This is a genomic window from Exiguobacterium sp. SL-10, from assembly GCF_004337025.1.
In the GTDB taxonomy this organism is placed as follows: domain Bacteria; phylum Bacillota; class Bacilli; order Exiguobacteriales; family Exiguobacteriaceae; genus Exiguobacterium.
The window spans coordinates 31,038-51,085 of the sequence record NZ_SJUP01000005.1; the positions used below are offsets into that span (position 1 = coordinate 31,038).

Annotated in this window: 24 protein-coding genes; 14 read left to right on the forward strand and 10 right to left on the reverse strand. The window is 52.0% G+C overall.

What is annotated here, in order from left to right; all coding sequences use genetic code 11:
- Positions 1 to 21: 21 nt before the first annotated feature.
- From EVJ33_RS07220 to EVJ33_RS07245, 6 genes are read left to right on the forward strand one after another with little or no spacing between them, the layout of a single operon-like run.
- The gene (locus EVJ33_RS07220; protein ID WP_021066042.1) at positions 22 to 480 is read left to right on the forward strand and encodes a hypothetical protein; all 459 of its coding nucleotides are present in this window, start codon (positions 22 to 24) and stop codon (positions 478 to 480) included.
- The gene (locus EVJ33_RS07225) at positions 477 to 842 is read left to right on the forward strand and encodes a hypothetical protein (protein WP_021066041.1); all 366 of its coding nucleotides are present in this window, start codon (positions 477 to 479) and stop codon (positions 840 to 842) included. Before EVJ33_RS07220 ends, EVJ33_RS07225 begins: the two co-directional genes overlap by 4 nt.
- Positions 839 to 2,062 carry a glutathionylspermidine synthase family protein gene (locus tag EVJ33_RS07230; RefSeq protein WP_131435815.1) on the forward strand — a complete coding sequence of 408 codons (1,224 nt, stop codon included), beginning with the start codon at positions 839 to 841 and terminating at the stop codon, positions 2,060 to 2,062. Before EVJ33_RS07225 ends, EVJ33_RS07230 begins: the two co-directional genes overlap by 4 nt.
- Positions 2,059 to 2,472 carry a DUF350 domain-containing protein gene (locus tag EVJ33_RS07235; RefSeq protein ID WP_021066039.1) on the forward strand — a complete coding sequence of 138 codons (414 nt, stop codon included), beginning with the start codon at positions 2,059 to 2,061 and terminating at the stop codon, positions 2,470 to 2,472. Before EVJ33_RS07230 ends, EVJ33_RS07235 begins: the two co-directional genes overlap by 4 nt.
- A 59-nt stretch (positions 2,473 to 2,531) precedes the next feature.
- The gene (locus tag EVJ33_RS07240; RefSeq protein WP_131435817.1) at positions 2,532 to 3,044 is read left to right on the forward strand and encodes a hypothetical protein; all 513 of its coding nucleotides are present in this window, start codon (positions 2,532 to 2,534) and stop codon (positions 3,042 to 3,044) included.
- 22 nt (positions 3,045 to 3,066) lie between these two features.
- Complete coding sequence (locus EVJ33_RS07245) at positions 3,067 to 3,615, forward strand: hypothetical protein (protein WP_131435819.1); 549 nt, start codon at positions 3,067 to 3,069, stop codon at positions 3,613 to 3,615.
- Positions 3,616 to 3,676: 61 nt separating this feature from the next.
- Here EVJ33_RS07245 and EVJ33_RS07250 read toward each other — a convergent pair whose 3' ends face one another.
- Positions 3,677 to 4,777: a globin domain-containing protein gene (locus EVJ33_RS07250; protein ID WP_131435820.1), complete on the reverse strand. Its 1,101-nt coding sequence runs from the start codon at positions 4,775 to 4,777 to the stop codon at positions 3,677 to 3,679.
- Between the two features lie 190 nt (positions 4,778 to 4,967).
- Here EVJ33_RS07250 and EVJ33_RS07255 point away from each other — a divergent pair, with 190 nt between their 5' ends.
- Complete coding sequence (locus tag EVJ33_RS07255; protein ID WP_131435822.1) at positions 4,968 to 5,408, forward strand: RrF2 family transcriptional regulator; 441 nt, start codon at positions 4,968 to 4,970, stop codon at positions 5,406 to 5,408.
- A 21-nt stretch (positions 5,409 to 5,429) separates the two neighbouring features.
- Here the strand turns inward: EVJ33_RS07255 and EVJ33_RS07260 are convergent, their stop codons facing one another.
- Complete coding sequence (locus EVJ33_RS07260) at positions 5,430 to 6,362, reverse strand: ring-cleaving dioxygenase (RefSeq protein ID WP_131435824.1); 933 nt, start codon at positions 6,360 to 6,362, stop codon at positions 5,430 to 5,432.
- 119 nt (positions 6,363 to 6,481) lie between these two features.
- Here EVJ33_RS07260 and EVJ33_RS07265 point away from each other — a divergent pair, with 119 nt between their 5' ends.
- From EVJ33_RS07265 to EVJ33_RS07285, 5 genes are all read left to right on the forward strand, one after another.
- The gene (locus EVJ33_RS07265) at positions 6,482 to 6,691 is read left to right on the forward strand and encodes a helix-turn-helix transcriptional regulator (protein ID WP_131435826.1); all 210 of its coding nucleotides are present in this window, start codon (positions 6,482 to 6,484) and stop codon (positions 6,689 to 6,691) included.
- Positions 6,688 to 7,164, forward strand: coding sequence for a hypothetical protein (locus EVJ33_RS07270; protein WP_131435828.1), 477 nt, complete (start codon positions 6,688 to 6,690; stop codon positions 7,162 to 7,164). Before EVJ33_RS07265 ends, EVJ33_RS07270 begins: the two co-directional genes overlap by 4 nt.
- A gap of 133 nt (positions 7,165 to 7,297) precedes the next feature.
- Positions 7,298 to 8,626: an MATE family efflux transporter gene (locus EVJ33_RS07275; protein WP_131435830.1), complete on the forward strand. Its 1,329-nt coding sequence runs from the start codon at positions 7,298 to 7,300 to the stop codon at positions 8,624 to 8,626.
- Complete coding sequence (gene gshAB, locus EVJ33_RS07280) at positions 8,610 to 10,904, forward strand: bifunctional glutamate--cysteine ligase GshA/glutathione synthetase GshB (protein ID WP_131435832.1); 2,295 nt, start codon at positions 8,610 to 8,612, stop codon at positions 10,902 to 10,904. The genes EVJ33_RS07275 and gshAB overlap by 17 nt, the downstream gene beginning before the upstream one ends.
- A gap of 78 nt (positions 10,905 to 10,982) precedes the next feature.
- Positions 10,983 to 11,483 carry an SRPBCC family protein gene (locus EVJ33_RS07285; RefSeq protein ID WP_131435834.1) on the forward strand — a complete coding sequence of 167 codons (501 nt, stop codon included), beginning with the start codon at positions 10,983 to 10,985 and terminating at the stop codon, positions 11,481 to 11,483.
- A 45-nt stretch (positions 11,484 to 11,528) separates the two neighbouring features.
- On the opposite strand, the gene EVJ33_RS07290 is transcribed toward EVJ33_RS07285, so the two are convergent.
- From EVJ33_RS07290 to EVJ33_RS07310, 5 genes are all read right to left on the reverse strand, one after another.
- Positions 11,529 to 11,900, reverse strand: coding sequence for a YidH family protein (locus EVJ33_RS07290; protein ID WP_131435836.1), 372 nt, complete (start codon positions 11,898 to 11,900; stop codon positions 11,529 to 11,531).
- A 14-nt stretch (positions 11,901 to 11,914) separates the two neighbouring features.
- Positions 11,915 to 12,556 (reverse strand): response regulator, encoded by a 642-nt coding sequence (locus tag EVJ33_RS07295; protein ID WP_236634564.1) that lies wholly within the window; start codon positions 12,554 to 12,556, stop codon positions 11,915 to 11,917.
- Positions 12,543 to 13,568, reverse strand: a complete 1,026-nt coding sequence (locus tag EVJ33_RS07300) for a sensor histidine kinase (RefSeq protein WP_161566910.1) — start codon at positions 13,566 to 13,568, stop codon at positions 12,543 to 12,545. Before EVJ33_RS07300 ends, EVJ33_RS07295 begins: the two co-directional genes overlap by 14 nt.
- 118 nt (positions 13,569 to 13,686) lie before the next feature.
- Positions 13,687 to 14,241 (reverse strand): hypothetical protein, encoded by a 555-nt coding sequence (locus EVJ33_RS07305; protein ID WP_131435840.1) that lies wholly within the window; start codon positions 14,239 to 14,241, stop codon positions 13,687 to 13,689.
- 17 nt (positions 14,242 to 14,258) lie between these two features.
- Positions 14,259 to 15,452, reverse strand: coding sequence for an NAD(P)/FAD-dependent oxidoreductase (locus EVJ33_RS07310; RefSeq protein WP_131435842.1), 1,194 nt, complete (start codon positions 15,450 to 15,452; stop codon positions 14,259 to 14,261).
- A 332-nt stretch (positions 15,453 to 15,784) separates the two neighbouring features.
- Between EVJ33_RS07310 and EVJ33_RS07315 the strand changes: the two genes are divergently transcribed.
- On the forward strand, positions 15,785 to 16,963 hold the full coding sequence (locus tag EVJ33_RS07315; protein WP_131435844.1) for a TsoY family (seleno)protein: 1,179 nt from the start codon (positions 15,785 to 15,787) through the stop codon (positions 16,961 to 16,963).
- Between the two features lie 57 nt (positions 16,964 to 17,020).
- Here the strand turns inward: EVJ33_RS07315 and EVJ33_RS07320 are convergent, their stop codons facing one another.
- Genes EVJ33_RS07320 through EVJ33_RS07330 form a run of 3 tightly spaced genes read right to left on the reverse strand, consistent with a single transcriptional unit; the run spans position 17,021 to position 19,604 of the window.
- Entirely contained in the window at positions 17,021 to 18,079 is a 1,059-nt protein-coding gene (locus EVJ33_RS07320; RefSeq protein WP_131435846.1) for a threonine aldolase family protein, read from the reverse strand.
- Between the two features lie 50 nt (positions 18,080 to 18,129).
- Positions 18,130 to 19,110, reverse strand: coding sequence for a zinc-binding dehydrogenase (locus EVJ33_RS07325; protein WP_131435848.1), 981 nt, complete (start codon positions 19,108 to 19,110; stop codon positions 18,130 to 18,132).
- On the reverse strand, positions 19,107 to 19,604 hold the full coding sequence (locus EVJ33_RS07330; protein ID WP_131435850.1) for a lactoylglutathione lyase family protein: 498 nt from the start codon (positions 19,602 to 19,604) through the stop codon (positions 19,107 to 19,109). The genes EVJ33_RS07325 and EVJ33_RS07330 overlap by 4 nt, the downstream gene beginning before the upstream one ends.
- Positions 19,605 to 19,721: 117 nt before the next feature.
- Between EVJ33_RS07330 and EVJ33_RS07335 the strand changes: the two genes are divergently transcribed.
- Positions 19,722 to 20,027 (forward strand): winged helix-turn-helix transcriptional regulator, encoded by a 306-nt coding sequence (locus tag EVJ33_RS07335; RefSeq protein WP_131435852.1) that lies wholly within the window; start codon positions 19,722 to 19,724, stop codon positions 20,025 to 20,027.
- Positions 20,028 to 20,048 lie beyond the last annotated feature (21 nt).

Below are 20,048 nucleotides of genomic sequence, written 5' to 3' on the forward strand. Positions count from 1 at the left end.
GAAAAAAGAAAGGACGACGTCATGAACTCAATCGTTTTGGAATATCGACTTTATAAAAATGAACTTTCATTCGAGCCACTCTACCATTATACATCGCTCGGCCTCGATGAAGTACTCGCCCGCCGCGAATGCGAATTTTTCGTTAAGGACGGCATGACTTACAAGCAGCGCTCATCGGCGCTCGAAGGCGAGCAATACTTCTTGATTTACGTCGACCGCTACACGGAAGGACCTGTCGATAAGCACGAGACGACCGACATCAAAGTGGAGATCCGGACGCTCGACGACCGGTTCGACAACCCGATGCTCGAGGCGTATTACGTCGACCGCCATCTCGACGCCCTCGCCATGCTCGGCAGTCAGTATTTATACGTCGCCGGCAAAGAATATGAGCGCGACTCAGCCGAGACGGACGAAGATCGCGGCGTCTATGTCATTTACGTCACCCCTACAGGTTATACATTGGAGGAATCAACATGAAGACAAGCAAAAAAATCTTGAGCGGTCTGTCGGCTGCTGTCTTGACCGCATCGCTCGCGGCTTGTGGTACCGACGAAACAGAACAAGCGACGTTACCGGAAGAACCGACCGGCTACGAGTGCGACGATTGGGACTGGGATGATGAGACGGAGTCATATTACTGTGACGATGATCGCTCCCCTCACTTCGGGAGCTTTTTCTTACTCGGCAGCCTGTTCAACTCAAAGAGTGCATTGAAGAATTCCTCGGCCTATAAAAATTATCGTTCGAACGGTGGCGCCAGCAGCATCACTCCGAACAAATCAAACTCAGGCTCTAACTCGGGACTCGGTAGCGGCTCAAAAGGCGGCTTCGGGGGATGAAGCGAGACGCATTGTTTGGCCAAATCCCTTTCTTTTGGCCTGACTTGAACGACGAGGAATACGCCCTTTACGACTGTCTCGCCCTGTCCGATGACACGGTGAGACAAATTCGGGAAGCCACGCGTGACGTCGATGCGATTTTCCGTAAGACGAATCGCCTGCTGCGCACGCTCCCGGACGATACGCTCCGCCTGCTCGGCTATCCCGAGGCGAGCCTACCGTTCCTTCGGGACAAGGCGCTGCCGCAAGAGACGATTATCGGCCGCTATGACTGGATCGTCAAAGACGGCACCATCAAACTAATGGAATTCAACGCTGACACGCCGACGTTCATCAAAGAACTGTTCGACGTGAACGGCTATGTGACGACAGAGTTTGGACTCGATGACCCGAACGCGGCGTCGACCGACGAGCTTAAGACCGAACTTCGAAAAGCCGTCATCGCGGCGTGGCAACGACTCGGCCGGGACGGGACACCAAAAATCGTCTTTACGGCCCATGATGACAACATCGAGGACAAATGGACGACGCGTTTCCTTCAAGAGACGCTCGATTTACCGTCCGAATTCGTCCCGCTCGACCAATTGCTCGTCGATACGGACGGCGTCTTCACACCGTCCGGGGAAAAAGTCGACGTGTTATATCGTCAGACGTACCCGATCGAACATTTGGTCGATGACCAGGCACCCAATGGTGATTTGATCGGCATCCGCCTGCTCGATTTGAACGCAGCCAAACACGTCTCGTTAATCAATCCGCTCTCGGCGTTTCTCATGCAGTCTAAAGGCGTCCAAGCGCTCATTTGGGAACTGTATGAGGCCAATACATATTTCGACGAAGCGGAGCGATTCATCATCGAGACGTACTTTTTACCGACGTATCTCGAGGCCGAGCCGTTTATCGGCCACAGCGCATACGTGCAAAAGCCCGCCTTCGGACGGGAAGGCGACTCGGTCATCCTCTATGACCAAGCCGGTGTCCCCTTCCATAAAGAGACGCTCCAGACATACGCGGACGAGACGGCGGTGTATCAACAGTTCGTCGAGCTGCCGACTCGTCTGACGAACACGGTCAACGGCCCACTCGAGACACACTACATGGTCGGCTGCTTTTGCTTGAACGGCCAGCCGTCCGCCCTCGGCGTCCGCGCCGGCAGTATGATCACGAACAACCAGTCCTACTACTTAGCCATTGGCACAACAAAGGAGAATAACTTATGACGTTCATCACGCTCGATTCCATCTTGAGCTTCCTCGCTCACCTCGGTACAGGGTTTGGCCTCATTTTAGCTGGACTCGTCGTCTTTGCCCTCACGACGAAGTATTCGGAACGCAAATTGATTAAAGAAGGTAACGTCGCCGTCGCCTTGAAACTTTGGGGGAAAGCGATCGGTCTCGCCATCGTCATCTACACGGTGTGGGCGAACAGCGTCAACTTACTCGACGCCTTCATCTGGGGACTCGTCGGGATTCTCGCTCAAGTGCTCGCTTTCTGGACGTTTGAATACGTCCTGACGCCAGGCGTGAACTTAGAGAAAGAAGTCGAGAACGGCAACCTCGCCATCGGGATCAGCCTCTTCTCCGCCTCACTCGTCGTCGGCATCATCGTTGCCGCGAGCTTGACGTACTAATCAAACAGCCCATGCGCTCAGGATTGAGGCATGGGCTGTACTTGTAGAGGAGGAACGAAATGTCTACACGCAGACTAACTTGGGCTTTGCTCATTTGTATCACGGTCGTTGTCGTCTTTTCCGGAATCGGCAGTTATGTTTATGAACGATTCCAACTAAAAAGCTACTTAGCAGACAATGAGTTCCAGGCATACGACTATCTCAAAACTGATGATGCGACACTCGCCCTCTTCACAAACGAAGACGAGACGTTGCTCGGGCTCGCTGACATGAGTGTCGACGGCTACGGCTATGGAACCGTCGAGATCCTGGATATGTCTCCGTTTGACTACATCTATTCGAGTGACGACTCCAATCACTATATAGGGATTCGCTTGAACAAACAGCCTCAGAATGTGGCCTACCTTCGTATCATCGGAGAACGCATACAAGAACAACACGTCCTCAACCGTCCCGAAGAAGATGACTATGCTGCCACACACATTATCGAGTTGCGCAATAGACCAACATCCGACTGGACCCTTCAAACGTTAGACCAAAATGAGCAAGTCATTGACTCGATCGATTTCTGAAAACTGAACAAGGAGAGGCAAAATGTCAAAACGTGGACTCGCATTATTCCTAACAGGTATGATCATCATCATCGCCATTTCAGTCACGGCCGGTGTCCGGTCTTATAACGACGAACAGCGAAAACAAGCATCTGACCAAGCGCAACAAGAATTGAACGACCAGATGACTACCCAAGGGTGGTATGCTTATGAATATCACAAATTGGAAGATTCAACCGTCACTCTCTTCACGAACGCAGACGGCACAATCCTCGGTCTAGGGATCATGAAAATGAATGGAGAGTTTAGCAGCTCAACTCGTGACACAATTGAAGAAACACCATTCGACTGGGCTCATCTCGGCAACGGAACAGACGAATACATTGGGATTCGGTTGAATGAACAACCCGAAGACGTCGTCTACTTGCGGTTACAGGCTTCAGGTTGGAGCAAAATCTACACGGTCAACGACCCTCAAGACGAAGGGTATGTCAGGACTTACTTAATCACTCTAGAGAAAACGCTACGTGGCGACTGGACACTCGAAACGCTCGACCACGAAAAAAATGTGCTTCATTCTGAACAATTATAAAAACCGCAAATCGATGACCGGTCTGCGGTAGTGTGACGACTGCTTTCGCGGTCGTCTTTTCTTATGCTTTGGCGAGTACGGCCGATGGACCAAAGAACTCGTAACGGGCTTGTGGAATCGTTTGGACGACCGTCTCCATCATCGCGGCCGGCCCACACGTGTAGACGTCGTGTCCCTCGACATCGAGTGCTTCGAGTTGTGTCGCACTCATGCAACCTGATACGTCATCGACGTGCGTGATGAGGTGAAGACCAACGTTCACGAGTTCATCGAGCTCTTCACCGAGCGGACGGAGGTTCGTGCTGCGGACAGCATGGAGCAACGTGACCGAACGACCTTGACCGAGTGCCGCCTTCGCCATGTTGAAGAGCGGCGTGATACCGATTCCGCCTGCGACAAGTGTGAGCGGGCGGTCCGTGTCTTCAAGCACGAATTCGCCAGCCGGGGCACTCACTGGAATTTCCGTACCGACCGTCTGCTCATGGAGCCAGTTCGAGACGAGTCCTTCCGCCTTCGGAGCAATCCAGTAGCCGTCTTCAGTCGTCTCGACGACGCTATATTGACGGTGGTGCAAGATGTCTTCCCCAGCGATGTGTGCTTGGACCGAGATGTATTGACCTGGGATGGCCGTCCCGACGACGCCATCGTTCGCTTTGATATGGAATCGTTTCACTTCCGGCGTGTCTTCGATCACTTCAGCGACCGTGAACGGTTTGAAACCAATCCATGGCGCATCGGCATACATTTGTTTCTCGAGCGAGATGAAGACGTCGGCGATGACACCATATGCTTTCGCCCATGCGTCAATGATGTCTGGCGTCGCCGCTTCACCGAGCACGTCTTGAATCGCGCCGAGTAAGTTCTCGCCGACGATTGGATAATGTTCCGGACGGATGTTCAAGCTCTTATGTTTATGAAGCGCCGGTTGGATGGCCGGAAGAATCGCTTCGAGACGTTCAATATGGACGGCTGCCGCGTAGACAGCGTTGGCGAGCGCCTCTGGCTGACGCCCGCGTTTTTGGTTCGTATGGTTGAAGAAGTGGCGGACTTCCGGATTGTTCTCGAACATGCGTTTATAGAAGTGACTCGTGATGGCGACACCGTGGTCTTTCAAGACCGGTGCGGTTGCTTTGACGATATCCATCGTTTGTTGATCTAACATAATATTTCCCCCTTTTTGAAAGTTCATGTTCATTATGTGAGGTAAGTCACTTTAAAATCAATATATAAAATACTTGTTTATCTTCAAGTTCAAATTTCTGCCTTGAATCCGCCACGCTTTTTTCACATCTTCCATCGTCGCGCTTTCGTGAGATGTCTTGTACAATGAACAAATGAAGAGGTGAAACAACATGCGGCTCACGCAAACGTGCGACTACGCACTCCGAACACTTATGTATAGTGCCACGTTCTCGCATCGTCTTGTGACGATTCAAGAAGTGGCAGACCAATATCAGATTTCAAAGAATCACGTCATGAAGGTCGTCTATGAGCTCGGCAAACACGGCTATCTCGAGTCCGTGCGCGGGCGTGGTGGCGGCTTCCGACTCGCCCGCCCGATGGAAGACATTAACGTCGGCGACGTCGTCCGGACGATGGAACCGTTCGAGCTCGTCGAGTGTTTCGGAGAAGGCCGATGTGTCATTGCCCCCGCGTGTGATTTGCGAACTGTCTTGAACGAGGCGATGCTGGCGTTCCTGCACGTGCTCGACCGCTATACGATTGCCGACCTTGTCGCCAATCGGACGAACGAACTGGCCCTTTTGCTAGGCATACAAAACCCGACGGACTGAATTGTCCGTCGGGTTTGTCTGTTACAGCGGCTTCAATTTGGCCTCAATCTCGGCTCGCCGTGGCTCAAGAAACGGCGGCAACGCCAAACGTTCCCCGAGCGTCTCGACCGGTTCGTCGGTCGCAAAACCAGGTCCATCCGTCGCGAGTTCCATTAAGATCCCGCTCGGCTCGCGGAAGTAAATCGATTTGAAATAATAACGGTCGATTAGCCCCGAATGACTGATGCCGAATGAATCGAGCCGCTCGACCCAATGTTTCATCTCGTCATCATCCTCGACGCGGATCGCGACGTGGTGGACACTGCCTCGTCCTGGCCGCTCCGACGGTAAATCGTGACGGTCGACGAGATGAATCTCTGTCGACACACCTCCGTCTCCCGTCTCGAACACACGAACCGGTTGACCGTTCCGTTCGAACTCGGACGCGAACCGATAACCGAGCACGTCCGTCAGTACCCGCTCCGTCTTTTCGATCCGTCGTACCGTCCACTCACTGAACCCGAGACCGAAGACGGCAACGTCTGCCGGCACCGGTCCGTTTTTCCACGGCGTCCCTGACCCGCCCTCGACGAGACAGAGCCGCTGTCCTTCCTCATCCTCGAAGTAGAGCGTCGGACGACCTAATACCTCCTCGACCTCATCATGCAGCACGTTGAACGATTCGAAACGCTCGCGCCAATACGGGAGTGACCCTTCCGGCACCTGAAGCGCCGTCCGTGAGATGCTGCTGCTTCCTCGATACGTCTGTCCGAGAAACGGGAGCTCGAAGAACGTCAAATCCGTCCCCGGCGTCCCCGATTCATCTGCGTAAAACAAGTGATACATCGATGGATCGTCTTGGTTGACCGTCTTTTTGACGAGCCGCATCCCGAGTACTTCCGTATAGAATCGCAAGTTCTTCTTTGCGTCCCCAGTCATCGCCGACACGTGATGCTGTCCTACAATCGCCTTCATCCGACTTCTCCCCTTTCACTATTAATTCCATTGTACCACCTCCAAATAAGTAAAGTCTTCTTTACATTAAGTAAAGTTTACTTTACACTATAAGTAGAAACAAGAAATGAGGTGGCGGCATGCCATTAATCAATCGCGTCAAAGAGTTGCGGGCCCGGCATCAACTGACCCAAGGTGACTTGGCGGCCAAAGTCGGTGTGACGAGACAGACGATCATCTCGCTCGAAAAAGGGAGTTACACCCCATCGCTTCTGCTGGCGATGCAAATCGCGCGCGTATTCGAGGAACCGGTCGAATCCATTTTTAAGATTGAGGAGGAAATAGAATGAAGCGTGTCATAGTTCAATCCCTTTCAAGCATCATCTTGTATGTATTGATGGCCATGTCTATTGGCTCGTTTACTGCAGGAGTATACCAAGCCATGTCGAGTTATCAAAACGAAGGTACGCTTGTTTTCGAAATGAATGCCTTACCTTGGATTGCTCTTATCGTATTCGGTGTAATCTGGTCAATCTACTCTTACAAAACGAGATCTGATCATAGTCTGTCATTTTGGCAATGGTCCATCCGAATGACCGAATTTGAAGAAACAGATGAGCGTGAACGATTCATTACGAAAAAATCAACAAAAAATGCTTACACTTCTTTCGGAATATCTGTGCCCATCATGATGATGACGTTTTTGTTCTATCCATTGTTCCAAGATGCTTTCCCGACCTATCCGATTTACGCACTCGCCTCGACACTCATTATCTCGACACTCGTCTATATGACGACATGGATTCGTGCCTACACCCAGTAAGGAATTCACCTCGAATTCCTTTTTTTGTGTCGATTTTTCGTCGAGTCGCTCCCCACGATTGCCAATTCAATCCCGTCGTGCTTATATATAACTAAATGGTTATATACTAAATGTGTTGAAGGGGTCTTTCATCGTGAAAACCATCGATTTGACGACTGGACAGGTTCAACGCGTCATTGTGGCGCTCGCCCTCCCGCTCGTCGGTAGTTCGCTTTTACAGTTCACCTATAGTCTCGTCGATATGTTCTGGGTCGGCGCGCTCGGTAGCGACGCCGTCGCAAGCATCGGCGCAGCCAGTTTTTATATCATGCTCGGTCAGGCGATTCAATCACTCATCGTCGTCGGCGCCGGCATCAAAGTGTCGCAAGCCGTCGGACGGCGGGACCAAGCATTGATTCAGCGCTACGTCCGGGCCGGGAGGCGGATGAACCTCGGCCTCGGACTGTCGTTCGTCGTTCTCCTAATCATGTTCGGTCAGACATTGATCAGCTTTTTGAATATGAACGCCCCTGACGTCGAACGGTTGGCGTACAGCTACTTGCTCGTCAGCGCCCCGATGCTTGTCTTCTCGTTCTTCAACTTGCTGTTCGCCCGGCTATTCAGCGCCTATGGCAACACGACGACAGCGATGCGCATTAATGCGACCGGGGTCACGCTCAATATGATTCTCTCACCGCTCTTCATCTATCCGCTCGGACTCGGTGTCGTCGGTGCCGGTCTCGCTACGCTCGTCGCGAACGTCGTCATGTTCGGCTTCTTCTGGCACCGGGCCCGCGTCTTGTTCGATTGGGAGGAGACGGTCGAACCGAATCGCACAGACTATAGAGAAATTCTTCGCCTCGGCTTCCCGATGGCGACCCAACGCGTCTTGTTCACGATCATCAGCATTTTCCTCGCCCGCATGATCGGTTCATATGGGACCGAAGCAATCGCGGCACAACGGATCGGACTTCAAATCGAATCGATCGCCTATATGATGATCGGTGGATTGAACGGTGCTATCGCGAGTTACACGGGGCAAAATCTCGGTGCCCGCAAAGTGGACCGGGTCCATGAAGGGTACCGGGTAACGACACGACTCGGTGTCTTGTATACCGGGCTGATCACCCTCGTGTTTTTATTCGTACCGGACGTCCTGATCGGGCTGTTCGTCGATGACCCGAGAACGATTGAAATCGGCGCGAGTTATTTACGAATCATCGGAATCTCGCTCATCTTCGCCTCCTTCGAGATGATCGGGAACGGTTATTTCTCGGGGCTCGGACTGCCGAAAATCCCAGCGACGATTTCAATCGTCTTCACCGTCGTCCGCATTCCGCTCGCGCTTGCCCTCGAGCCCTATCTCGGTATCGATGCCATCTGGTGGAGTATCGCCCTCTCGAGCATCATCAAAGGGCTCGTCTCTGCCCTCTATGTCCGACTATTGAAAAAGGAAGTGACTTCCCTTGCCGAAGCAATTTAAGCAATTATCCAAGCAACTTCTCACGAGCGGACGTTTCGCCATCGAGCGTGAGATGCTCCGCGTGACCCCTGAAGGAACGCTCGCCGTCACGAAGCATCCGACAGCACTTGGAGACAAGGCGACGCATCCATATATCACGACTGACTTCTCAGAAAGTCAGATTGAACTGATCACGCCGACGTTTCCGACCGTGGAAGCAGCCCACGACTTCTTACAGACGCTGTACGACATCACGGCACTGAATATTGGTGACGAACGACTCTGGCCGCAATCGATGCCGTGCGCGCTACCCGACGGCGGGGTCATCCCGCTCGCCGATTTTGGAAGTTCAGGCCTTGAGGCCGGTCGCTATCGGGAGCATCTGCTCCAAAAATACGGGGCGAAGAAACAGCTCATCTCGGGTATCCATTTCAACTTCTCGTTCGCAGACGATTTGCTCGCCTCCCTCTATGAAGGGTCACCAGAACGCTACGATCGTTTCAAGAACGACCTGTATTTAAAACTCGTCCGCAACTATTTACGGACGCGTTGGCTCATCGTCTATCTGTTAGGCGGGACACCAGCTGTCCATACGAGCTATGAAGAACGCTGCGTCAGTCAAATGCAGGCGCTCAGCGAAGATGTGTATTCAAATACGACGGCGTTGTCGTACCGGAATAGTGACTGCGGCTATACGAACGTCGAGCCGCTCTATCCAGACTATTCAACGCTCTCGGACTACACCGCTAGCGTGCGCCGCTTCATCGCCCAAAGCGATATTGCCAACCCGAATGAGCTCTACTCTCCGATTCGGCTGAAGACGTCACAGGGCGGCAATGACCTGGAACGTCTCGAGGCGAATGGCATCGACTATATCGAGATTCGCAACATTGACCTTAATCCGTTCGAGAAGACCGGTATCGCCCTGTCCGATTTGAAGTTCCTGCACGTCTTCTTGCTCTACTTGACGTTGAGAGACGAGACACGATTTGCGGACTGGCAGGCCGAGGCGTTTTACAACCAGCAACGCGTGGCGAAAGAAGGGTTATCCCCGACGCTTACACTCATGCGGGACGGCGAGGCGGTGGCGCTCCAGACGTATGCACGCGATTTGCTCAGTGAAGTCGAAGCGTTCAATGAACAGTACACACTCGGATTCGAGGACGTCTTCGCCTCTGTCCGAGATCGGATTGACCGTGTCGAGGCGACGTATGCGTCACTCCTCACCTCCGCCATGATGACAGACGGCTATACGGACTGGTCGCTCCGGCAAGCCGAGGTGTTCTATCAAAACGCGTACGCCAACCGATTCCGGATGCACGGCTACACGGATATGGAGCTGTCGACGCAGATTTTGATAAAGGCGGCCTTGAAACGCGGCTATGCCGTCGACGTGATCGACCGGGATGATCAGTTCATCCGCATCCGAAATGGTAACCAGACCGAGTACGTCAAACAAGCGACGAAGACATCGAAAGACAACTACGTATCCGTCCTCATGATGGAGAATAAGACGGTGACGAAACACGTGCTCGCTGAACATGGTATCCGCGTACCGAGCGGGGTCGAACTCCGCACTGAAGCCGATTTACAGAACGCTTGGCCTACATTCACGAACGAACCGATCGTCTTGAAGCCGAAATCGACGAACTTCGGGATTGGCATCCACATCTTCAAGGACGGGACGACGTTCGACGAGGCACTCGAGGCGTTCCGTCACGCTCGTACGTTTGACGAAGTCGTCCTTCTCGAGACGTTCCTACCCGGGAAAGAGTATCGGTTCCTCGTCATCGGTGACGAGGTCGCCGGTATTCTCCACCGCGTCCCGGCGAACGTGACCGGAGACGGTGTGTCGACGATTCGGGAGCTCGTCGCTAAGAAAAACGAGGACCCGCTCCGTGGCAAAGGCTATAAGACACCGCTCGAGAAAATCGACCTCGATGATATCGTCGTGGCGTTCTTACGCCCGCAAGGCAAGACGCCAGACAGTGTCCTCGCCGAGGGTGAGCGCATCTTCTTGCGTGAGAACTCGAACATCAGCACGGGCGGTGACAGCATCGACTATACGGACCGGATCGCCGACTCCTATAAACAGATTGCGGTCGATTCGGCAAAAGCGATCGGCGCGACGATTTGCGGCGTCGATATGATGATCCCCTCGCTGGATGGGGACATCGACTACGGCATCATCGAGTTGAACTTTAATCCGGCCATCCATATCCACTCCTTCCCGTATGAAGGCAAGGAACGGCCGATCGGTGAGACCGTGCTCGACTTACTGTTTGATGAAAAAGGTTGAAACGCCTCGTGAACCGGGAATAGAGATTACATTGATTAGATATGCGTAATCTTCTTTCTCGAGAAAGGGGTCTTTCCAATGGAAAAAGTGAAATCTAAGATCGAAGGCAACTCGTTGATCGTCGAACGAAGCTTCAGCGCACCGCGTGAGCTCGTATTCGAGGCGTTCTCGACGCCAGCCCATCTTGAAACGTGGTGGGGGCCGGCCGGATGGGCAACGGAAATTCGCACGTTCGAATTCGAACCGGGTGGGACGTGGCACTATAAAATGACATGTGTCGACAAAGAGCAAGGTGATTACTACGGCATGGAGTCATGGGGAAAATCGACGTTCCTCGAAATCGACCCACATCGAAAAATCGTCTACACAGATGCGTTCTCGGACGCGGACGGCCACATCAATCCCGAACTTCCCGTCATGACGATCACGAATGAATTCGTTGATATCCCGAACGGCACGCTGCTCATCAGCCGCTCCGAGTTCACAGACAACGAGTCGCTCCAGCGCGTCGTCGAGATGGGCGCCGTCGAAGGTTTCTCTTCGCAACTCGAACGGCTCGACGCCATCATCTCGCGCTAACAACAAGCACCGTGCCTCGGAGAGAGGGACGGTGCTTGTTTGTCGTTAAAATAAGAAGTAGCTGACAATCAAGATCAACGTGAAAATGAACACCATCCCGATCGCGAGCGCGACAAGGCTCATCTTTGCCGATTTGAACTGTTGGGAGTTGATCGTATGCACTTTCTTCAAATACGACCGGGTTCCGACGAGGATGGTCGCGATTCCGAAGATGATCGACAAGATGCCGATGGCTGTGATCAATTGGTGCTCGGTCCCGCTCAAGTTCTCGCTCCGATAATAGTGGAAATTCGTCACGAGAAAACCGATCCCGATGACCGTGATTGCCGTCCGAATCCAGGCGAGGAACGTCCGCTCATTGGCGAGGTGTTGCTGAATGTACTGCGAATCGACCGTCTTCTCTAAATCTAGTTTCATAACTTCCCTTCTTTCTAGCCATCGTAGTCAACCAATCTATTTTTCAGTGCGAATTGCACGAGCTCATGTCGATGTTTGATTTGCAGTTTATGCATGACACGGCTTTTATGGTTCTCGACCGTTTTTGGACTGATTCCAAGTTTCTCTCCAATCTCGATATTGCCGTAACCGAGCGTCGTCAAACGTACAATTTCCGACTCGCGCCGCGTCAGGACCGACTCTTTCTTTTGCGACACTACTTTCTCGATAAATGCTTCCGACAGCGAGGTCGCATAGTAACGCTTCCCTTCCATCACTTGCTTGATGCCATCGACAAGCTGACCCGGATCACTATTTTTGGATAGATAGCCGAGGACATCGAGTTCAAGGGCTCGTTTGATGTATAGCTCCTCATCATGCATCGTGAGTAAGATGACTTTGACGCCCGGCACTTCTTCCGCTAGCGCTGTCGTTGTCATAAAGCCGTCGAGGCCGTTCGGCATCGTGATATCGAGCAGCACCACATCAGGCATCGTACGAATCGCTTCTTGAATGGCAGTCGTTCCATCGACTGCCTCACCGACGACATCAATCTCTTCATAGGGGCGAAACATTAACTTCAGACCACGTCGGACGAGTTCGTGGTCGTCGACAATCAATACTTTAATCGGTGTCATAGCGCCCCCGCTCTAGCGGCACAGACACTGAAATGTCAGTACCTTGTCCCGGAATCGATTGAAGTGTGAACGTCCCATGGATCGTTTTCGCCCGCTCTTCCATGTGCCGAAGGCCCAGCCCTTTCACAACTTTTTGTGGATCGAATCCGCCCCCGTCATCTTTCAGTGATAAATCAATGCCACCATTTCGTTCAACGATTCGGAAATCGATTGTATTCGGATGAGCATACTTCATACTGTTGACGAGAGCTTCCTGGATAATACGATATATATTGATCTCGATGACACGGTCATATCGGAACGACAAGCGGATATCCGTATGAAACACGACGAGCGGATATTGCGTGGCAAAACTATCAACTAATACGCTCAATGCTGAACCGAGTCCGAATTGATCGAGCTCGATAGGACGTAAGCGTTTCGAATAACCTTTCACATTGTCGATCAACCGACTGACTTCGGCGAGCACCGACTCGATATATTCTTTCTTTTCTACGTCTTTTACATCGGATTGAAGGGCGCCGAGGGCAAGAGCGATACTGAAAAGGGACTGGCCGACCCCGTCATGAAGCTCTTGAGCGAGCCGTTCATGTTCTTCTTCCCGCGCTTGAATGAGTTCGCGTACCATCTGTTCACGAAGCGCATGGGCTTCACGGCGCTTTCGTTCTGTAAAGTCACGCAGGACGAGCAAATAATACGTCGAGCCCGACACCGGGTCATTCAATATGCGTGCCGTATTCATCTCGACATCGACCATCTTTCCTGAATAAGTCGGCATCTCTGAGGTGAAGTACGGAGAGCGCTCATGTTGAATCAAATAACATCGTTCTTCGCCTCGTTCGACTTTACGCTGTTGACAGAATGAGCAATACGGGACAGGTTCGCCTAGCCGCCATCCAGTCAACTGTTCGGCCGCATCGTTCATCGTGATAATTTTCCGTTCGTGATCCATCACGATAACACCATCTTTTAAGACGTTCAAAATCTGCCCCTCAAAGTCTTGTAACGCCAATTCGATTCCTCCTTTCCGTATCGTACCATCTCCCCTCATCATACCCCCATGGGTAAAAGATGCCAACTAATGTGAATACAAAAACCGGACGTAATCGAGTCACGTCCGGAGGAAGTTGTTATTTTTTCGTTTGTTCAGACAACACTTCCACTGTCGCTTGCATATACTTTAGCCCATGTTGGACCGATGGCTCTTTCAACCAACGGATGAGCGAGAACAAGGTGATTTGACGATCGTCCCGTTCGGCCCGGTCTCGTATTTCAGTGAGTAGCGTACGCGTCGCAACCGCCTTTTCTTTTACGGGCGACACATATTCATCGACTCGTTGTCCAATCAGTTCGCGTGTCTGTTCGTCACTATAGACGTCTTGGGCGAAAGCGAGCACTTGTTCAAGTTGGTTCGTCATCTGGAGCAACATCGGTAGTTTCTCAGCCAGTTTGACCGCCGCCTCGAGCGTCTCGATTTGCAAATTGGATGAGTCGAGAAGGGAATCAAGCTTGTCTTTCACGTGTTGATCGTTCATCGTCGCCTTGCCAAAGTCGACGGCGTCTTCGAGGCGTCGCAGCGACTTTTCAATCTCTGGCAACCGTTCGACGAGGGAGACGAGCGCTTGCTCGACATCCGGACGGGTCAATGCCGTTTCTAACGATTTGTTCATTGTTGTATGTTCCATCGTCTTCTCCCCCTTCCTCACATCGTCCCTTTCAACATCCCGTTCCAATACATAATCGGAAGAAAATCTTTTTTCAAAATATACATGCTATGGCGCTCTTTCGCCTGATTGAACGGCATCGACTCTTGTGGGACCTTTTCATAATCAAATTCAGCCAAAATGAGCTTGTTGTATCCTGTGACAATCGGGCAAGACGAATAGCCATCATATGAAGCGACCGCGACTTGTCCATACATGAGATCGCTCACATTTTTAGCGACGACTGGTGCCTGCTTCCGAATGGCGGCCCCCGTCTTCGATGTCGGCAAATTCGTGCAATCTCCGAGTCCGAAGATGTTTTTATATTGTTTATGCTGAAGCGTATACATGTCGACATCGACCCACCCGCCCGCATCGGCGAGCTTACTGTTTCGAATGACCGCCGGGGCTTGCATCGGTGGTGTGACGTGAATCATATCATAGTGGAGATCGAACGTTTCTCCGCTATCTAAATGTTCGAACACCGCAGTCTTTTCATCTGCTTTGATCTCAATTAGATTAACGCGGAAATGTGTGTCAATCCGTTTTCGCTCAAGTACTTTTTCGAGCGCGGACCGATACTTGGCGACATCAAAAATGGCTGGATTGGCCGACCCAAAGACGATTTTACTGTTATCGCGAACGCCGGTCTTCACGAAATAATCTTCTGCCAAATACATGATTTTTTGCGGTGCACCCCCACACTTTACAGGCGAGGCGGGGTGTGTGAACAGTGCTGTTCCGCCTTCAAAACCCCTAAGGGTATCCCACGTGTAATCGACGTGCTGATACGAGTAGTTGCTACATACTTGTTTCGTGCCGAGCGCCGCTTCTAACCCCTTGATTCGACCCCAATCGATTTCAATGCCAGAAGCGACGATCAAGTAGTCGTATTCCATCATCCCATGACTCGCCGTCTCAACTTGATTGGCTTCAGGGTTAAAGCCAATCACCTTGTCCTGAAGCCATTTTGCACCACTCGGGATAAGTGTTTCCATCTCTCGTTCTGATTCTTCTTTTTTTGCGGCACCCGCCCCGACAAGTGTCCAGAGCGGTTGATAATAATGCTTCTCCTCAGGGTCGATTAGCAAAATTTCATCTGCCAAATGATGTTTATCACGTAGTAAACGAGCAGCGACACTAATCCCTCCGGTACCGGCTCCAACGATAATGACTCGATAATGTGTACGCATAAAGTAAATCCCCTTTCGTCTCCCGATTGATGTGCTAGGATATGTCAATTTCGTGAACTACCTCACGTCTTCAGCATAGTTGAAAGCGCATACAACTGATATAGGGGAAGTCCCTCATTTTTAGTCGAATCCCTGCTATTTCATACGTTTTCCCTCCTTTTCGACACTTGTCATAACGCCGCAATCCGTGACTTTAATCACTGTGTCGAGTCGCTGCATTCGATGGACCGACCGATAGGGGAATCCCCTCATATCATGCAGGATGTATTGACCTCACATACCTAAGGGGGTATAAAGTGGTTATCTGATTTTTTTAGGAGGATTCTTTCACGATGAAACAACACTATCATCCGCTCTACTTTTTATCTGCCCTAGGAAACGGCGGGCTGGCCGTCTCATTTTTTATGTATTTCATGTTTTTAATTCCCCATCCTGATTCACCGCTACCTCACTTTGATCATTTGCGAACCACGTTTGAAGCAGGTGGGATGGCACAAATGCTCGTTGTTATGGTTTCCATCATCATCTTAGCGCTCGCTGCGAACCACTTCCGTCTGCTCATTTTGAACGTTCGTTCGTTCAACGCATTTAAGCGCACGTCCGCTTACCAAACACTTAAAGGGACTCCCGGTGAAGTAGCCGTCATGGCCGAACCGCTGACGTACGCAATGAGTGTGAACGTCTTGTTCATTCTTGGAGCCCTGTTCATCCCCGGACTATGGGCCAACGTGCAACTTCTGTTCCCGTTCGCTTTGGTTGCATTTTTAGGGATTGGCGTGTATGCGCTCGTCCGTTACACCCAATATATCTCGCACATATTGGTCAACGGCAAATTTCCCGTCGACAACCTCAATCAGTTCGGTCAATTTTTAGGTGCGTTCGCTTTCATCATGATTGCCGTCGGTTTGGCCAGTCCTGCCGCCATGTCAACGATACCATGGGTTTCTGTCACCGCGGCAGTCACGTCCCTCTTCTTTTTGACGCTCGTCGGAGGAATCCTTTTCTTTTTCGGAGGCATGAGCTTACGAGCGATATTGTCAAAGGGACTTGCTAAATCAAGTGCACCGACCGTCTGGCTTCTCATCCCGATTTTCACGCTCACTGGAATCACATTCGTCCGAATCTATTCGATGATATCCCATCGCTTACTCGAGACAGATGTCAATGCTCCCTTACTCTTCGTCGTGTTGGGCGTACTGTTCATGGCGAGCACGGCTGTCGGCTTGATCGGGTTCAGCGCATTACGTCGTCTCGACTATTTCACGGAACAACCGGATGGCGCGGCAAGTTTCGGTCTCATCTGTCCAGGTGTCGCCTATGTCGTTCTCGGGATGTTTTTCGTCCACTGGGGGCTCGTTCAAAACGAATTACTCACGGCACATAGTCTGGCCCATTATGTAGTGTTGTCCCCGCTCGCCTTCATTCAAGTGAAGACCATCCAATGGCTTATCAAACTATCGATGAAACATTTGGCGTCTCAATCGAGCAAATCAAAACTCGAAGCCGCGTAACCAATCGAAAAGCGCCCTCTCGCCAGACATTCGTCACGTGAGAGGGCGCTTTTCCATTTAAGGGTGAAATATTCGAAACAGTTCGTCAAGCCATGACGGCTCAATCTCTCCATACGCATCCCCGATACTGATTTCGGTCGAACAATGACCATCATGCGGGATGAGATAGCCTGTGATGCCAATCCCGGTCTCGACTTGGATGCGTTCAATCCGATTCGAGACGGTTTCGATATCGCCGTTCATATGAAGATGAAACATATTTGTCACCGGTATCTCGGGCGTCGTCCATACCCCGTCGAGTGCATTGAATCGATGGGCCAGGTCCTTCGCCTGCTCAACATACATCCCCATCCGCCCCTTCCGGAGCTCATAGTAATAGTCGGCCGGAATGATGTATGGATATAAGCCGATCAAGTCGCCACCGTAACGACGTTTCCATATTCTCGCCTCGGCACAGAACGGTTTTGGTCCGGCCAGGATGGCGCCAGCAATCCCGCCGATTCCTTTATAAAACGAGACGTAGACGCTATCGAACAAAGCACACACTTCTTCGGCCGTCTTCTCATAGTACGGGAGCGTCTCGAACAAACGCGCTCCGTCAAGATGCAAGCGAATCCCTCGCTCCCGGCAATGACGACTGATCGCTTCAAGTTCAGCGAAGGGCGGCAAGTAACCGCCGAGCTCGCGTTGCGGCAACTCGATCAAGAGACAGGCGACGTCCGGTAACGCCTTCACTTCGTCGAACGTCATCAATCGCTTGTCGTCTCCAATCAAGATCGGTTCAAGGTGATGCAATTCCTTCAACCCGTCCTGTTCGTGAATCTCCAAGTGACAGAGCGGATGATAGGCGACGCTTCGATTGCCGGTCTCGTCTGCCCAAATGCGTAAGGCGATCTGTTGCGCCATCGTGCCGCTCGGAAAGAAGATCGCGTCTTCCATTCCTAAGTCTTTACTCAGTTTTTGCTCGAATCGCTCGATGACCTCGCCCGTTCCGTAGTGGTCGCTCGATTGATTTGCATCGATTGCTTCCAACGCCTGCTTCAAGACGCCGACGTTCCGTTTTCCGTGCCCACTCAGTTGGCGTGACGTCTGTTGATACGATGTCTGTAAATCCATGTCATCCCCTCCACAAGAAGCCCCCTATCCGAAGACAGGAGGCCGTCATTTTAGTCGCGCATACGGACAATCAATTTCCCGCGTACTTTTCGTGTTTGGAGCTGTTCAAGCCCATCTTTCAACCGTTCGAACGGCAACACGTCCGTGACGAGATCGTTCAACTCACCCGCTTCGAGCAGCTTCATCAATTCTTCTGCCATATAAGACAAGTTGCGGATGGCTCGTTCGTCCTCACTCGCATGGGCCGCACCGAGGGCGACTTCATGAATCGAGGGAGACAGCGTGAACCCTTTCATATTCGACATATCAGGTGGACCAGCGATATAAGCGAGCTGCCCGCTAAATGCGAGCCGGTCGAGATCGGCCGTCGCCACGTCGCGTCCGACCGTGTTCAAAATCAAGTCGACCCCACGACCGTCTGTCAGTTCCATGATTTTCTCTGTCACGTCCTCGACGTTGTAGTCGATGGCGACATCGGCACCGAGCGATGTGACCCAGTCAAAGTTGTCCGGCGATGCCGTCGTGAACACTTTGAGACCGAGTTTCTTCGCGAGCTGAATCGCGTAACCACCAACTCCGCCTGCTCCGGCATGGACGAGAATCGTCTCTTTGTCGCGCGTGTTCAATTTCTGCATGATGGCCTCATATGCCGTCATCCCGGCACACAAGATGGCCGCTGCGGCCTCGTCGCTCACGTCCGGTGGCACGACGGCACAGGCGCGTGCATCGACGACCGCATATTCGGCGAAGCCGCCGTTGTTCCCGAGGCTCGTATGGACGGCGACACGTGAACCGGTAATGATGTTGGCGATGCTCGAACCGACTTCGACGACTTCCCCGACGAGGTCGACGCCAAGAATATGTGGATACGACCAGTTCGGGTTGCCGTTCGTGCCGACTTTATAGTCGACCGGGTTCAAGGCGACCGCTTCGACTTTGATGAGCAGTTCGCCCGCATCCGGTGTCGGTCGCTCCACCTCACCGATGTGTAGATGTTCTAATCCAGGTTGATCGAGTAGCCAAGCTTTCATGCTCCATACGCTCCTTCCGAATACGTCAGTTCATACGAATGTGAGTAGATTTCGACGAGATTTCCGAACGGGTCTTCACAGTACACCATCCGGTACGGCTTATCGCCCGGGTAATATTCGCGAATCGGCATCCGTTGTTTGCCGCCATGGGCAACAATTTTCTCGACGAGTCCTTCGATGTCCGGGTCTTGGACACAATAGTGGAAAATGCCCGTCTTCCAAAACTCGAAATTGTTCTCCGGCTTCTCATTGTTCGGGAACTCGAACAGCTCGATCCCAATCTTATCGCCGGTCGACATGTGGGCGATTCTGAAGTTGCCCCAGCCCGGTCCGAACACGTCGGTGCACATGACACCGATCGGCGAGTCGTCCTCGATGACGTCTGATGGTTGCATAATCGTATACCAGCCCATCACGTCCTCATAAAATTTAACTGCTTCCGTCACACTCGGGACCGATAGTCCGATATGTGAGAATGTACGTGGATAAGTCACTGTCATCCGCTCCTTTTTGTTTGCTCAATTTGTTGGATAACGATACGATACCTTCATCGAAGCAATAAAAAAAGTACGCACATTCAAGTAACTACCCGAAAGCGAGGCGAATTGAACATGACGACCCCGTTCCCCGTCAATAAGGCGCTCGACATCATCGGCGGTAAATGGCGGCCTCAAGTGTACTGTACGCTCGAGAACGGCCCGCGCCGCTTCTCGGAGATTCAGCGCGCCATCCCTAACGTCAGCCGTAAAGTGTTGACCGACCAACTCCGTGAACTCGAACAACTTGGCATGGTCCGCCGCATCGACTATTCGACCGAGAAACAGCTTCACGTCGAATACTCGCTCACCGAGGAGGCATTCAGCCTGCAACCAGCGATGAAGGCGCTCTGCTCTTGGGGCGAGACACGCGACGAATAAACCCGCGACGAATCCGGCGCG